This window comes from Streptomyces sp. NPDC001056 (assembly GCF_053598955.1).
The window spans coordinates 82,723-95,578 of record NZ_JBSFLI010000012.1 but is presented as its reverse complement, the minus strand read 5'-3'; the positions used below and the strand labels follow the sequence as shown (position 1 = coordinate 95,578).

14 protein-coding genes and 1 pseudogene are annotated in these 12,856 nt (G+C 73.8%); 8 read left to right on the top strand and 7 right to left on the bottom strand.

From position 1 onward, the window contains the following. Positions 1-3 precede the first annotated feature (3 nt). The gene (locus ACWDD7_RS16790; RefSeq protein ID WP_450457847.1) at positions 4-552 is read right to left on the bottom strand and encodes an RNA polymerase sigma factor; all 549 of its coding nucleotides are present in this window, start codon (positions 550-552) and stop codon (positions 4-6) included. A 47-nt stretch (positions 553-599) separates the two neighbouring features. On the opposite strand from ACWDD7_RS16790, the gene ACWDD7_RS16785 reads away from it, so the two are divergent. The 5 genes and pseudogenes from ACWDD7_RS16785 (at position 600) to ACWDD7_RS16765 (ending at position 5,491) form a co-directional block, all read left to right on the top strand. Next, on the top strand, positions 600-1,979 hold the full coding sequence (locus ACWDD7_RS16785; RefSeq protein WP_450457846.1) for a serine/threonine-protein kinase: 1,380 nt from the start codon (positions 600-602) through the stop codon (positions 1,977-1,979). Positions 1,980-2,127: 148 nt separating this feature from the next. Continuing rightward, positions 2,128-2,829 carry a DUF4232 domain-containing protein gene (locus ACWDD7_RS16780; protein WP_450457845.1) on the top strand — a complete coding sequence of 234 codons (702 nt, stop codon included), beginning with the start codon at positions 2,128-2,130 and terminating at the stop codon, positions 2,827-2,829. Between the two features lie 85 nt (positions 2,830-2,914). Beyond that, complete coding sequence (locus ACWDD7_RS16775; protein WP_450457905.1) at positions 2,915-4,168, top strand: arsenic transporter; 1,254 nt, start codon at positions 2,915-2,917, stop codon at positions 4,166-4,168. A gap of 15 nt (positions 4,169-4,183) precedes the next feature. After that, the gene (locus tag ACWDD7_RS16770; protein WP_392213467.1) at positions 4,184-4,675 is read left to right on the top strand and encodes a universal stress protein; all 492 of its coding nucleotides are present in this window, start codon (positions 4,184-4,186) and stop codon (positions 4,673-4,675) included. A 77-nt stretch (positions 4,676-4,752) separates the two neighbouring features. Further along, positions 4,753-5,491: pseudogene (locus ACWDD7_RS16765) on the top strand (phytanoyl-CoA dioxygenase family protein). Between the two features lie 33 nt (positions 5,492-5,524). Here ACWDD7_RS16765 and ACWDD7_RS16760 read toward each other — a convergent pair. Continuing rightward, on the bottom strand, positions 5,525-6,493 hold the full coding sequence (locus ACWDD7_RS16760; RefSeq protein WP_450457844.1) for an aldo/keto reductase: 969 nt from the start codon (positions 6,491-6,493) through the stop codon (positions 5,525-5,527). 101 nt (positions 6,494-6,594) lie between these two features. Between ACWDD7_RS16760 and ACWDD7_RS16755 the strand changes: the two genes are divergently transcribed. Beyond that, positions 6,595-7,401: an endo alpha-1,4 polygalactosaminidase gene (locus ACWDD7_RS16755; RefSeq protein WP_450457843.1), complete on the top strand. Its 807-nt coding sequence runs from the start codon at positions 6,595-6,597 to the stop codon at positions 7,399-7,401. Between the two features lie 135 nt (positions 7,402-7,536). Further along, entirely contained in the window at positions 7,537-8,394 is an 858-nt protein-coding gene (locus ACWDD7_RS16750) for a hypothetical protein (RefSeq protein WP_450457842.1), read from the top strand. Here the strand turns inward: ACWDD7_RS16750 and ACWDD7_RS16745 are convergent. The 4 genes from ACWDD7_RS16745 to ACWDD7_RS16730 form a co-directional block, all read right to left on the bottom strand. Beyond that, positions 8,391-8,933: a flavoprotein gene (locus ACWDD7_RS16745; RefSeq protein WP_351871478.1), complete on the bottom strand. Its 543-nt coding sequence runs from the start codon at positions 8,931-8,933 to the stop codon at positions 8,391-8,393. The genes ACWDD7_RS16750 and ACWDD7_RS16745 overlap by 4 nt on opposite strands. A gap of 92 nt (positions 8,934-9,025) precedes the next feature. Beyond that, a complete protein-coding gene (locus tag ACWDD7_RS16740; protein ID WP_351871481.1) occupies positions 9,026-9,244 on the bottom strand; it encodes a ferredoxin in 219 nt (72 codons plus the stop codon). A 12-nt stretch (positions 9,245-9,256) separates the two neighbouring features. Beyond that, positions 9,257-10,486, bottom strand: a complete 1,230-nt coding sequence (locus tag ACWDD7_RS16735) for a cytochrome P450 (protein ID WP_351871484.1) — start codon at positions 10,484-10,486, stop codon at positions 9,257-9,259. 162 nt (positions 10,487-10,648) lie between these two features. Continuing rightward, the gene (locus ACWDD7_RS16730) at positions 10,649-11,107 is read right to left on the bottom strand and encodes a nuclear transport factor 2 family protein (RefSeq protein WP_392213475.1); all 459 of its coding nucleotides are present in this window, start codon (positions 11,105-11,107) and stop codon (positions 10,649-10,651) included. Positions 11,108-11,295: 188 nt separating this feature from the next. On the opposite strand from ACWDD7_RS16730, the gene ACWDD7_RS16725 reads away from it, so the two are divergent. Continuing rightward, on the top strand, positions 11,296-11,745 hold the full coding sequence (locus ACWDD7_RS16725) for a nitroreductase family deazaflavin-dependent oxidoreductase (protein WP_450457841.1): 450 nt from the start codon (positions 11,296-11,298) through the stop codon (positions 11,743-11,745). A gap of 79 nt (positions 11,746-11,824) precedes the next feature. On the opposite strand, the gene ACWDD7_RS16720 is transcribed toward ACWDD7_RS16725, so the two are convergent. After that, positions 11,825-12,844, bottom strand: a complete 1,020-nt coding sequence (locus tag ACWDD7_RS16720; protein ID WP_450457840.1) for a cation diffusion facilitator family transporter — start codon at positions 12,842-12,844, stop codon at positions 11,825-11,827. Positions 12,845-12,856: the final 12 nt, after the last annotated feature.

Below are 12,856 nucleotides of genomic sequence, written 5' to 3'. Positions count from 1 at the left end.
TCGTCAGAAGCCCGTGAGCCAGGGCCGCACCTGTCTGCGGGCCTCGTGCAGACGGGACTTGAAGGTGCCGAGCGGAATGCCCGCGCGCTCGGCGGCCTCGGCGTAGTCCAGCTGGCAGATGTCCCGGTACACCAGCGGCGCGACCAGCTGCGGATGCTCCCGCTCCAGCCGCTCCAGCGCCTCCAGCAGGTCCACCCGGGAACCGGCGATGACGCTGGTGGTGCGCGGGTCGACGGCGTGCTCCTGGTCGATGGCGACGGGCTGTTCGGCGGCCCGCCGCTTCAGCTCGCGGTACTTCTGCCGGCAGCAGTTGGCGACCACGGTGTACAGCCAGGTGCCGAAGCGGCTGCGGCCCTCGAAGGTGCCCACGTGCCGGGCCACTTGGAGCAGCACGTCCTGGGCGGCCTCCTCGGCGTCCTCCCGGCAGGGCAGGAAGCGCCCGCAGCGGCGTACGACCTCGGGCCGCAGCTCGGCCAGCAGCCGGTCCAGGGCCTCGGCGTCCCCGGTGGCGGCACGCCGGGCGAGTTCCTCCACCGGCGACTCGTCCCGCACGTCGCGGACCCCCTTCGAGTCGATCTCAGGGCAGGCATGATAGCCGTATGCACTCCCTGGAGCGGATCGGCCGGTACCGTCTCGAACGACCGCTGGGCACCGGTGCCTTCGCCACCGTGTGGCTCGCCCACGACCCGGAGCTGGAGGCCCCGGTCGCGGTGAAGGTCCTCGCCGAGAACTGGTCGCACCGGCTGGACGTCCGGGACCGCTTCCTGTCCGAGGCGCGGCTGCTGCGCCGGGCCGGGTCCAGCCGGGTCGTACAGGTCTACGACATCGGTGAACTCCCGGACGGCAGGCCGTACTTCGTGATGGAGTACGCCGACGGCGGCACCCTCGCCGATCTGCTGGAGGACGGTCCGCTGCCGGTGCCGGAGGCGCTGGCGCTGACGGCGGAGGCGACGCGGGCCGCCGCCGCGCTGCACGAGGCGGGGATCGTGCACCGCGACATCAAGCCGACCAATGTGCTGCTGCACACCGCCCCGGACGGCACCCGGCGGGTGCTGCTGGCCGATCTGGGGCTCGCCAAGAGCCTGGCGCAGGGCTCGGTGCTCACCCTGGCGGCGGGCTCGGCGGGCTACCGGCCGCCGGAGCAGGCGGAGCCCGGCGCGGGTATCGACGAGCGGGCCGACGTCTACAGCCTGGGCGCGGTCGGCTACGAGCTGGTCACCGGGAGCGTGCCGGGTCCGCCGGGCAGGGTGGTACCGCCCGCGCGGCTGCGCCCTGCCCTCGGCGACGACGTGGCGCGGGCCCTGATGCGCGCGCTGGAGCCGGACCGGGCCCGACGCTGGCCGGGCGCGCGGGAGTTCGCGGCCGAGCTGGACCGGCTGGCGGCGGGGTCCGGGCTGCGGCGACCGGACAGGGTGCGCGGCCGGCTGAACGCGGTGACGCTGTCCGTGGCCGCCCTGGTCGCGGCGGCGGTCGCGGCGGTCACCGTGACCGTGGTGATCCACCGTGGCGGCACCGCGGAGCAGGCCCGGGTGGCGGACTCGGAAGGCAGGGTGAGTGTCCGGGTGCCCGCCGCCTGGGACCGCGAACTGCGCGACTCCGGCTGGGACCCGCGCGCGCTGGGCCTGCGCGCGGGGCACGAGCCGGGTCTCGTGGTGGCGTCCAGCCTGTCCCGCTGGCCCGACCTCGGCGCTCCCGTCGACGGTGTGTTCGTCGGGGTCAGCGAGCACGGCGATGTCACCGCCCGGGTGAAGGGGCTCGCGCACACCGGCTGCCGCTACGCCGGCGGCCGCGGCTTCCGCAGCACCGGGTGGCGCGGGCTGGTGCGGGCCTGGACCGGCTGTCCGGACGGCGGTTCGATCACCGAGTCCGCGCTGGTCCCGGCGGGCGGCGCCGCCGAGCCGCAGGTCTATGTGCAGCTACGCCAGCGGGGTGACGGCGACGCCACCGATGGCGTACTGCGTTCACTGCGGGTGCGCTGAGGGGTCGGCCGGGGGCCGAAGCGGGGAAAAGAACCCCTGTGTTCCGAACTTTTCCCACGGTCCGTGCATCGGAGTGGGGTGACGGCGCACTCGGCACCGTAGGCACGCGTCCACCGCGTGCCCCGATCCTCCAGGAGTGTTGAGCGACATGGTGTACACCCCACGGTCCGCGCGGCGCGGGGCCCTGTTCGCGGGCTCGGTCGCCGTGCTGGGCCTGCTGACCGCCTGTGGCAACGGCCAGACCGTGCACAGCAATCCGCCCATGACGGCCTCGGGTACGGCCGCGCCCGCGACCGGCGACTCGACGCCACCGGCGTCCGGCACCGCGGCCACCTCCTCCCCCGCCTCCTCGGCGCCCACCGGCGCCCCCTCGACGGCGGCGTCCCGGGCGACCGCCACCTCGGGCGGCGGCGGGACGACCCCCGTGGCGAGCACCCGCTGCCACACCTCCGAACTGCGCGCCTCCGTGGGCCGCAACGACCCGGGCGCCGGACAGGAGAACTTCCCCCTGGTGCTCACCAACGCCTCCGGCCGCACCTGCACGGTGCGCGGCTTCCCGGGCGCGGCCTTCGTGAACGCGAGCGGCGCCCAGCTCGGACCCGACCCCCGGCGCGCGTCGGGCTCCGCCACGACCGTCACCCTTCGGCCGGGCCAGAGCGCCTGGGCCGGGCTGTCCTTCTCCAATCCCGGGGTCAGCGGCGCGAAGACCGCGAAACCGGCCGCGCTGCTGATCACCCCTCCGGATGAACGGGACCATCTGAAGGTGACGTGGACGGGCGGCGAGGTGCCCGTCTCCGGGAACTCCTCGTCCGTGTCCCTCAGCGTGCTCAGCCCCGGCACCGCTCCCTGACGCGTCCCGCCCCGGCCGTCATCGGGCGGCCGGGGCATCTGTTTTCATGGGCGGGAAAGCGTGATCGATTCCGGAGGGACCCGCCCTGAACAGCCCGCTCGCCGAAGCACTCTCGGCCGTACTGCTCCTCGCGGTACTCGTCTTCGCCGTCGTACGCCCCTTCGGGTGGCCCGAGGCGGTGATGGCCGTCCCGGCCGCCGGGATCGCGATCGTCTCCGGCGCCATCTCCCTCGATCACGCCCGCGCGGAGGTGGAGCGGCTGGGGCCGGTGGTCGGTTTCCTCGCGGCGGTCCTGGTGCTCGCCCACTTCTGTGCCGTGGAGGGGCTCTTCCGGGCCTGCGGGGCGTGGATGGCCCGCTGGGCGGCCGGGCGTCCGGTACGGCTGCTCACGGCGGTCTTCGTGCTCGCCTCCGCGATCACCGCCGTACTCAGCCTGGACGCCACGATCGTGCTCCTCACCCCAGTGGTGTTCGCCACCGCCGCGCGCACCGGCGTACGCCCCAAGCCACATGTGTACGCCTGCACGCATCTGTCGAACACGGCGTCGTTGCTGCTGCCGGTGTCCAATCTGACGAACCTGCTGGCGTTCGCGGCGAGCGGACTGAGCTTCACCCGGTTCGCGGCGCTGATGGCGCTGCCGTGGCTGGCGGCGATCGGCGTCGAGTACCTGGTGTTCCGGCGGTTCTTCGCCGGTGACCTCGCGGCGGCGGCCCCGGCGGGCCGGGACACCGGCGAGCCGCCCGTCTTCCCCCGGTTCGCGGTGGTGACCGTCGTCTGCACGCTGGCCGGGTTCGTGGTGGCCTCGGCCTTCGGCGTCGAGCCCGCCTGGGTGGCGGCGGCCGGCGCGCTGGTACTGGCCGGGCGGGCGCTGGCGCGGCGCGAGGCGACCCCGCTGACCGTGGTGAAGGCCGCGGCCCCGGCGTTCCTCGCGTTCGTGCTGGCGCTGGGCATCGTGGTGCGGGCGGTGGTGGACAACGGGCTGTCCGATGTGCTCGGGCACGTCGTGCCGGGCGGCACCGGGCTGCCCGCGCTGCTGGGGACCGCCGCGCTGGCCGCCGTCCTCGCGAACATCGTCAACAACCTGCCCGCGGTGCTGGTCCTGCTGCCGCTCGCGGTGCCGGTCGGCCCCGGCGCGGTGCTGGCCGTGCTGCTCGGGGTGAACATCGGCCCGAACCTGACCTACGCCGGCTCGCTGGCCACGCTGCTGTGGCGGCGGATCGTGCACCAGCACGAGCACGACGTGAACCTCCGCGAGTTCACCCGGCTGGGGCTGCTCGCCGTGCCGTCCTCCCTCGCGGTCGCGGTGGTGGCACTGTGGGGGTCGCTGCACGTTCTCTGACGGGAGGCCGACCCGATGCGTGTGATCGCCTGGCTGGTCGAGGGCACCTGGCCCGCCTGTGTGGACGCCGTGCGCGCGCATGCGCCGGAGTCCGCCGAGGTGGTGCTGCTGCACGTCAGCGGCCCCGATGTGCCCGGGGTCGCGCACGGCGCGTTCGCGGGGCTGCTGGGCCGCGGGCACCCGGAGCGCGATCCCGGTGTCCGGCTGGAGGAGCTGGGCGATTCCTCGGCGGCCGAACTGCTGGCCGCGGCGGCCGAACGCCTCGGCCGGTCCTGTGTGCGCGAGGAGCGCGCGGGCCGGGTCGAGCGGGCGGTGGTGGCCGCCGCCGAGAGGGCCGACCTGCTGGTGCTGGCCCGGGACGGCGACCGCTCCCGGCTCGGGCCGCACAGCCTCGGTCCGGCGGGCCGCTTCGTCGTCGACCACGCCCCCTGCCCGGTTCTCCTGGTCTGGCCCGAACCGGCCCCGGGGCTCGCCACCATCCCCCCTCCGCCGCCGCGCCACCCCTGAACGCCCGTCGTACTCACGGCCGTCGCCCCGCGCGGCAGGCACCGGGCGGGAGGGCGCACTTCGAGGAGCGGGGATTCATCGTCGTGCCAGGGCTGTTCGGGTACGAGGAGACCGCCCGGCTGTGCGCCGAGTTCGCGGCACCGCACGCGGCGGGCCCGGTGCCGGGGCACTTCGCGCCCGACCCGGCCGACCCCGATCCGCTGCGCCGCTACCCGAGGGTGATGCGGCCGCACGAATTCAACGCCCTGGCACGGGATTTCCTGCTCGACACCCGGCTGCGTCCGGTGCTGGAGGCGCTGCTGGGCGAGGAGGCGCCGGCCGCGCAGAGCATGTTCTGCTTCAAGCCACCGGGGGTGCGGGGGCAGGCGCTGCACCAGGACAACTTCTTTCTGCGGGTGGAGCGGGCACCTGTGGGGCCGCGTGGGTGGCGTGCGAGCCGATCGACCGGGACAACGGGGGCCTCGAAGTGGTGCCCGGCACCCACCGGATGGACCTCTTCTGCCCCGGACAGGCGGACGAGGAGCTGTCGTTCGCCCGCGGGTACGTCCCGCCGCCGCCCGGACTCGCCCCGGTGCCCGTCCATCTGGCCCCGGGCGACGTGCTGTTCTTCCACGGCAGCCTGGTGCAAGGCTCCGGCCCCCACCGCACCGCCGACCGGTTCCGGGCACCTTCATCGGGCACTACGTGGGCCGCTCGGCACGGCGCATCGGGGCCTCCTACCGGACCCTCACGAGGTCCGGCGAGCGGGTCCCGCCGCCGGAGTGCGAGGGCGCGGGTCCGTGCGGCACGGAGTTCGCGCCGCACGGACCCCACTGAGCCGAACGGGCCCCGCCGGCCGGCCCGGCGCGCTCAGTGGCCGCTGATCGCCCGCGGCGTGTACGGCCGCTCCAGCTCCTCGATCTCCTTGTCGTACAGCGTGAGTCCGACGGCGGCGACCGCGTCCTCGATGTGCCGCGGCCTGGCGGCGCCCACGATCGGCGCGGTCACCGGGGCCTGGTGCAGCAGCCAGGCGAGGGCCACCTGGGCGCGCGAGACGCCCCGCTCCCCGACGATCCGGGTGACGGCCGCCACGATCGAGCGGTCGCCCTCCTGGTACAGCCTGCTGCCGAAGTCGTCGTGCTCGCTGCGCTCGGTGACCGTGCCCCAGTCGCGGGTGAGCCGGCCCCGGGCGAGCGGGCTCCACGGCAGCACGCCCACGCCCTGGTCGACGCAGAGCGGCAGCATCTCCCGCTCCTCCTCGCGGTAGAGCAGGTTGTAGTGGTCCTGCATGGAGACGAACTTCGTCCAGCCGTGCCGCTCCGCCGTGTACTGCGCCTTGGAGAACTCCCACGCGTACATCGAACTGGCCCCGATGTAGCGGGCCTTGCCCGCCTTGACCACGTCGTGCAGCGCCTCCATCGTCTCCTCGATCGGCGTCGCGTGGTCGTAGCGGTGGATCTGGTAGAGGTCGACGTAGTCGGTGCCGAGGCGGCGCAGGCTGTGGTCGACCTCGGTCATGATCGCCTTGCGGGACAGCCCGGCACCGTTGGCGCCCGGCCGCATCCGGCCGTGGACCTTGGTGGCGAGCACGATCCCGTCGCGGTGGGTGAAGTCCTTGAGGGCCTTGCCGACGATCTCCTCGCTGGTGCCGTCGGAGTAGACGTTGGCGGTGTCGAAGAAGGTGATGCCGGCCTCCAGCGCCTGCCGGATCAGCGGACGGGCGGCCTCCTCGTCCAGGGTCCACTCGTGGTTGCCGCGCTCCGGCACCCCGTAGGTCATGCAGCCCAGACAGACGCGCGACACGTCCAGGCCCGTCGAACCGAGCTTCACATACTGCATCGTTGCTGCTCCTGCCTTCGGGACGGTGGTCGCGGCCGAGCCTGACGACCTGGCCCGGTACGGGCTTGACGGCCGAAGCGTCCGGACGCTTCGATCCTGGCATGTTCCGCGCCACGTCACTCGTCGTCCTGGCCGTCACCGTCTGCGCGCTGACGGGCTGCGCCACCACCCGGGGGGACGACGGCACCGTTCCGTCCTCGGTGCGGCTGCCGCCCCGGCACGCCGGGTTCGACTACCAGATCGGCGGCGCGTATCCCCCGCCGGCCGGTGTCCGGATCGTCAGCCGCGACCGCTCCGACTCCCCCGCGCCCGGCCTGTACAACATCTGCTACGTCAACGCCTTCCAGGCCCAGCCCGCCGAACGCGCCTCCTGGCCGCGCGACCTCCTGCTGCGCGACGCGCACGGCAGGACCGTCGTGGACCGGGACTGGAACGAGGCGCTGCTCGACATCGGCACCCCGGCCAAGCGGAAGCGGGTGGCGCAGCGGGTGGACCGCTGGATCGACGGCTGTGCGCGCAAGGGCTTCGACGCCGTGGAACCGGACAACTACGACAGTTACACCCGCTCCCAGGGGCTGCTCACCGCGTCCGACGCGACCGCCTTCATCGCCCTGCTGTCCCGGCACGCGCACGCCCGTCATCTGGCCGTCGCGCAGAAGAACACCTCCGAACTGGCGGATCAACGGCGCCGTGCCGGGCTGGACTTCGCGGTGGCGGAGGAGTGCGGGCAGTACGACGAGTGCGGGGTGTACGCGAAGGCGTTCGCGGACCGGGTGGTGGACATCGAGTACACCGCCGAAGGGCTGCGCAAGGCCGTCGCCGGCTGGGGGAAGCGGCTGAGCATCGTGCGCCGGGACCGGGACGTCTCCACCCCGGGCGCCCCCGGGTACGTCCGCGCAGTCCGCTAGGGCCGCCGGGGCGGACGTGTTGCTGCCCCCAGGTGACCGTCCGGCGCGGGAGGCGACGGATCGTCGTACCGTCGGATGATCCTCGACCGTAGGCGACCGGCGCCCGGCCGGTCACGGCCGTCCGGGAGGAATGCGGTGCCGACCCATCCGACCACCCTGAGAGCACTGACCGGGGCGGCGCTGCTGCCCCTGGCCCTCGTCACCCCCGCCCGTGCCGGTACCGCCGCGGCCCCGGCCCCGAAGGCCGAGGAGCCGGCCACCCTGTGCGCGGTCGCCGGGACCCTGCGCGGCGACCACGGCCAGCACGCGCTGGTCAGCCTGTGCGCGGGCAGCGGCACCCCGCAGTTCGCCGTCTCCGCCCCGGCCTCCTGCGGCCGCGCCGGCACCCGGGTGCGCTACAGCTGCCGGACCAACGGCACCTGGACGGCCAAGCGCGCCGGAAAGACCCTGACCGGTGGCGCGCTGCCCGGTTCGGGCGACTACCCGGGCCCCGGTACGTACGACATCACGGCCACCGTGCGGGTACGGTCCGCGCCCGCCGGCGTCGACCTGACGGGCCGGGTCCGCGCCACCCTGACGCTGACCACCCCCGAGGCCCGGCCCACCCACGCGATCACCGTCGACCGCACGACGTTGCACCGCGACAGCACCACCACGCTGACCTACACCGTGCGCCGGGACAGCGCGGAGGGCGACGGCAGCGCCCGCTTCGGGCTGATCGGGAAGGCGGGCACCGGCGTCCGGCTGGCCACCGCGGACGCCCGCTGCGTCAACCCACTGGTCGGCAAGTACCCGGAGAAGACCCGGCTGCCCTACTCCCTGGACTGCGCCCTGACCGAGCTTCAGCCCGGCCACCCGGAGCAGGTCAGGGTCCTCGTCACCGTCGGCGCCGCCTGCTCCACGGTGGTCTCCAAGCTCGGCTACTGGATGCCGGACGGCCAGGCCCTCTACACCGGCGGCATGCTGGAGGGGCCCGAGCTGACCTGCGTCTAGACCCGTTCCAGCAGGTCCAGGGCGGTCGTCCACGGGAACGTCGGACGGCCGCCGCCGGGACCCGGCTCGCCGGAGTACGGCTCCCCGAAGCGAACACCCATCCCGCGCAGCCGTGCCAGGCTCTCCTGGTAGGCGGGGTGGGCGGCCAGCGCGTCGGCCACACAGGGCAGCACGGCGATCGGCACGCCGAGACCCGCGGCCTCGCACAGGGTGCCGACGGCGAGGGTGTCGGCGATGCCCGCCGCCCATTTGTTGACGGTGTTGAAGGTGGCCGGCGCGACCACCACGGCGTCCGGTGCCGGGAACGGGCGCGGGTCGTCCGGGGAACGCCACGCCGAGCGGACGGCCCGTCCGGTACGGGCCTCGACCGCCGCGATGTCGAAGAACCCGCCCGTCGCGACCGGCGTGGCGATCACCCCGGCCTCCCACCCCCGCTCCTGCGCGGCCTCGATCAACTCGCCGACGCCGGCGGCGACGCCGGCCGCGCAGACGACGACGTACAGGAACGGCTTCTCGGACCCCTCGACGCGTGCGATCACCCGCGAAGCCTAGCGAGCGACGGGCGGCGGCGCGGGGTCCTTCAGCCGGGGCCCCCGCCCGTCGGTCGGCCGGGGCCGCACGCGTCCGCCGGTCAGTCCGCCTTCGCGTCCGCCGGCTCCGTCTCGGTCACGGTGATCGCGCCCACCGGGCACGCCCGCGCCGCCTCGCGGACCATCGGGTCCCCCGCCCCGTCCTCACGGCCGGGGACGAGCATGCTGAACCCGTCGTCGTCCTGGGTGAACACGCCCGGCGCGGTCAGCGCGCACTGGCCCGCCCCGATACAGACGTCCTTGTCGATCTCGATGTGCATGAGCTGAGCCTCTTACCAGGTCACGGGGAGTTCCAGCATCCCCTGGATCGTGTCGCCGGGTTTGAACGGGATCTCCTCGGCGGGTGCGGCGAGACGCAGTCCCGGCAGCCGGGCGAACAGGGTGCCGAGGGCGATCTCCAGCTCCGCGCGGGCCAGGTTCTGGCCGAGGCACTGGTGGATGCCGAAGCCGAACGCCAGGTGGTGGCGGGCGGGACGGTGGAAGTCCAGGTCGTCGGGGTCGTCGTACTGGCCGGGGTCCCGGTTGATCACCGAGGTGGAGAAGAAGACGCCCTCGCCCGCCCGGATGACGGTGCCGTCGGTCTCGATGTCCTCCAGCGCGATCCGCACCAGGCCGTCGGCGATGGACAGCATCCGCATGAGCTCCTCGACGGCGGCGGGCAGCAGCGCCGGGTCGGCGCGCAGCTCGGCCAGCCGTTCGGGGTTCCGCAGCAGGGTGAAGGTGCCGAGGGAGATCATGTTGGCGGTGGTCTCATGGCCCGCGACCAGCAGGATCACCGCGAGCGAGACGACGTCGGCGCGCTCCAGCGTGCCCTGGGCGAGCTGCTGGTGGACGAGGTCGTCGAGGACGCCGTCGCCGGGTTCGGCTTGCCGGGCCTTGGCGTCGACGAGGCCGCCGAGGTACTCCTCCAGGCGGGTGCGGGCGCTCTGGCTGTCCTCGGCGGTCGGGCCGCGCAGCAGCCGTCGGGACTGCTCCTCGAAGAACTCGTGGTCGGCGTAGGGGACGCCGAGCAGATCGCAGATCACCATCGACGGGACCGGCAGCGCGAAGGCGGAGACCAGTTCGGCGGGCGGGCCCTGTTCGATCATCGCGTCCAGCAGTCCGTCCACGATCCGCTGGATGGCGGGGCGCAGCCCGGTGGCGCGTTTGAGGGTGAACGACGGGATCATCATCCGCCGCTGCCGCTGGTGTTCGGGGTCGTCCTGGCCGAGCAGGGCCACCCGGCGGTCGCGGACCCCCGCGAAGCGCGCCGAGGGCATCGGGAACCCGGGACGGCGGCGGTCGCTGGAGAGCCGGGGGTCCGCGAGCAGCGCGCGGGCGGTGGCGTGCCCGGTGACCATCCAGACCTGGCGGCCGTCGTACAGGGTGACGCGGGCCAGCGGCCGCTGCTCGCGCAGCGGGGCGTATCCGGCCGGCGGGTGGTAGGGGCAGGTGCGGTCCTGGGGGAAGGCGACGGGGGCGGCCGCGGACGCCGGGCCGGTGATGTCCGTCAGTTCCTGCATGGAAAGACCTCGCAGACGAAGAGGTGCGTCGTGCCGATCTTCATTAGATGCCTCAGGCATCTAATGGGTCGACGGTAAGTTCGGCCAGTTCAAGGATCCTCCCGATCTGTCCGGAACGCGAAGGCACAGGGACCGGATCCGGCCATCCGACGTAAGGTCCGTTCAGACCGGACCGGCGCCCCCTTCGCGCGGCGCGAAGGCACGGGCCACGGCGAGGCTGTCCTCGTACACGTGATGGCGTACGACGACGCCGTCGCGGACCGTGAGGTGCAGGGCGAACCGGGCCGCGTAGGCGCGGCCGGTCGGTGCTGCCGTCTGCCGGATGACGCCGAGCACGACCGCGTCCTCGCCGTCCACCAGGACGCGCTCGACGACGGTGTCCGCCTTCTCGGGGACATGGTGGGCGGCCAGCTCCCGGAAATGGGCGGCCGCGTCGGCGCGGGTGGCGCGGTGCCGGATCCAGGGGGTGTCCGGGCGGCCGTGCTCCTCCTCGGGCCAGTCGAGTCGCCAGTCGCAGTCGTCGGCGTACAGCTCGGCGATCCGGTCGGGGTCGCCCGCGCCGATCCGGGCGAGGAGTTCCTGGACCGTGGCGCGCGTGTCGGTGCCGGGGGTGGACGTCATGGCGGGTGCTCCCGGGGGTCGGCGGCGGTCGGGACGGCGACCACTGTGCCAAGACCGGCGGGGTGACGCGATGACTCCGAGGGTAATGATCACGGCCGAGCGGGGAAGCACGGTACGGATGAAGCATGCGGCCGCCGCTGTCGGAGCGGGGTCCGCGCATGCGTCGGAGCGACGAAGGGGACGGATCCATGCCTCTTGAGGGTGAGTACGAGCCGAGCCCGGAGCAGTGGGTGCGCGATCAGGTGGAGTTGTACGAGAGTTCGGGCGGCACGAAGGGGAACACCCTGCTCGACACCGGGCTGCCGGTCATCGTCCTGACGACCCGGGGCGCGAAGAGCGGGAAGATCCGCAAGACCCCGCTGATGCGCGTGGCGCACGAGGGCGCGTACGCGGTGGTCGCCTCCCAGGGCGGCGCGCCGAAGCACCCGGTGTGGTACTTCAACGTCAAGGCGGATCCGCACGTGGAGCTCCAGGACGGCCCGGTCAAGCGGGACATGCGGGCGCGCGAGGTCACCGGGGCGGAGAAGGCGCGGTGGTGGGAGCGGGCGGTGGCCGCGTACCCGCCGTACGCGGAGTACCAGCGCAAGACCGAGCGGGAGATCCCGGTGTTCGTGCTGGAGCCGGTCGAGGGGAGCTGACCGGTCTTCGTGACGGCGCTTTCCGGAGAAATCCTCACCCGGTAGGTGTGAACCGCCTGCCGGGCGGGCAGTCGTGCCGTCAGGCCCCGCCGCGTTCCCCCGTCGCGGCGGGGCTCTGCCGTGCCTCGCCCGCCGACCGGTCGGTGATGTCGAGGAAGATCTGGTCGGCGGCCGGGAACGTCGCGGCCAGCGAACGCTTGATGCGGTCGGTGACCTCCTCGACGCGCTCGCTGTCCAGGCCCGGAGCGAGGTCGATGCGGGCGGCCACCAGGGTGGAGTCGAGGCCCAGCTTCATCGTGAACAGCGCCTCCACGCTGTCGATCTCCGGCTGCGCCCGCAGCAGCGCGCGGATGCGGCCGCTGAGTTCCGGGTCGGCGGCCTGCCCGATGAGCTGGTCGCGGGCCTCACGGCCCAGCCGGTAGGCGACGTACACCAGCAGGACCCCGATGGCGAGCGAGGCGGACGCCTCCCAGACGACCTGCCCGGTGACCATGTGCAGGGCCATCCCGGCGATCGCGAGGATCACGCCGAGCACCGCCGTGCCGTCCTCGGCGACCACCGTGCGCAGCGCCGGATCGCGCAGCGCCGCCCGACCGCCCCGGCGGCGCACCTGGTGCAGGGCGCGCAGCAGCGAGACCCCCTCGGCGAGCAGGGCCACACCCAGCACGGTCAGGCCCACCGCATAGCCGCACGAGGTCTCCCGCGTGCCCTGGCGCAGGGCCTCGAAGCCCTGGAAGAAGGAGAAGCAGCCGCCCATCACGAAGATCCCGACGGCGGCCAGCAGGGACCAGAAGAAGCGCTCCTTGCCGTAGCCGAAGGGGTGCCGCGCGTCGGCGGGGCGGCGGCTGCGGCGCAGGGCGGCCAGCAGGAAGACCTCGTTGAACCCGTCGGCGACCGAGTGCGCGGCCTCCGACAGCAGCGCGGGCGAGCCGGAGAGGGCACCGCCGACGGCCTTGGCGACGGCGATCAGCAGATTGGCGGCGAGGGCGACGAGGACGGTGGTCCGGGTGCGCCGGTCGGTCGCCCGGGTGCGCCGGCCGGCGCGGGCGCCCGCCGGGCCGGCCTTCCGGTCCTGTCGTTCCGATGATGCTCCGCTCACGGGGGCCGAATG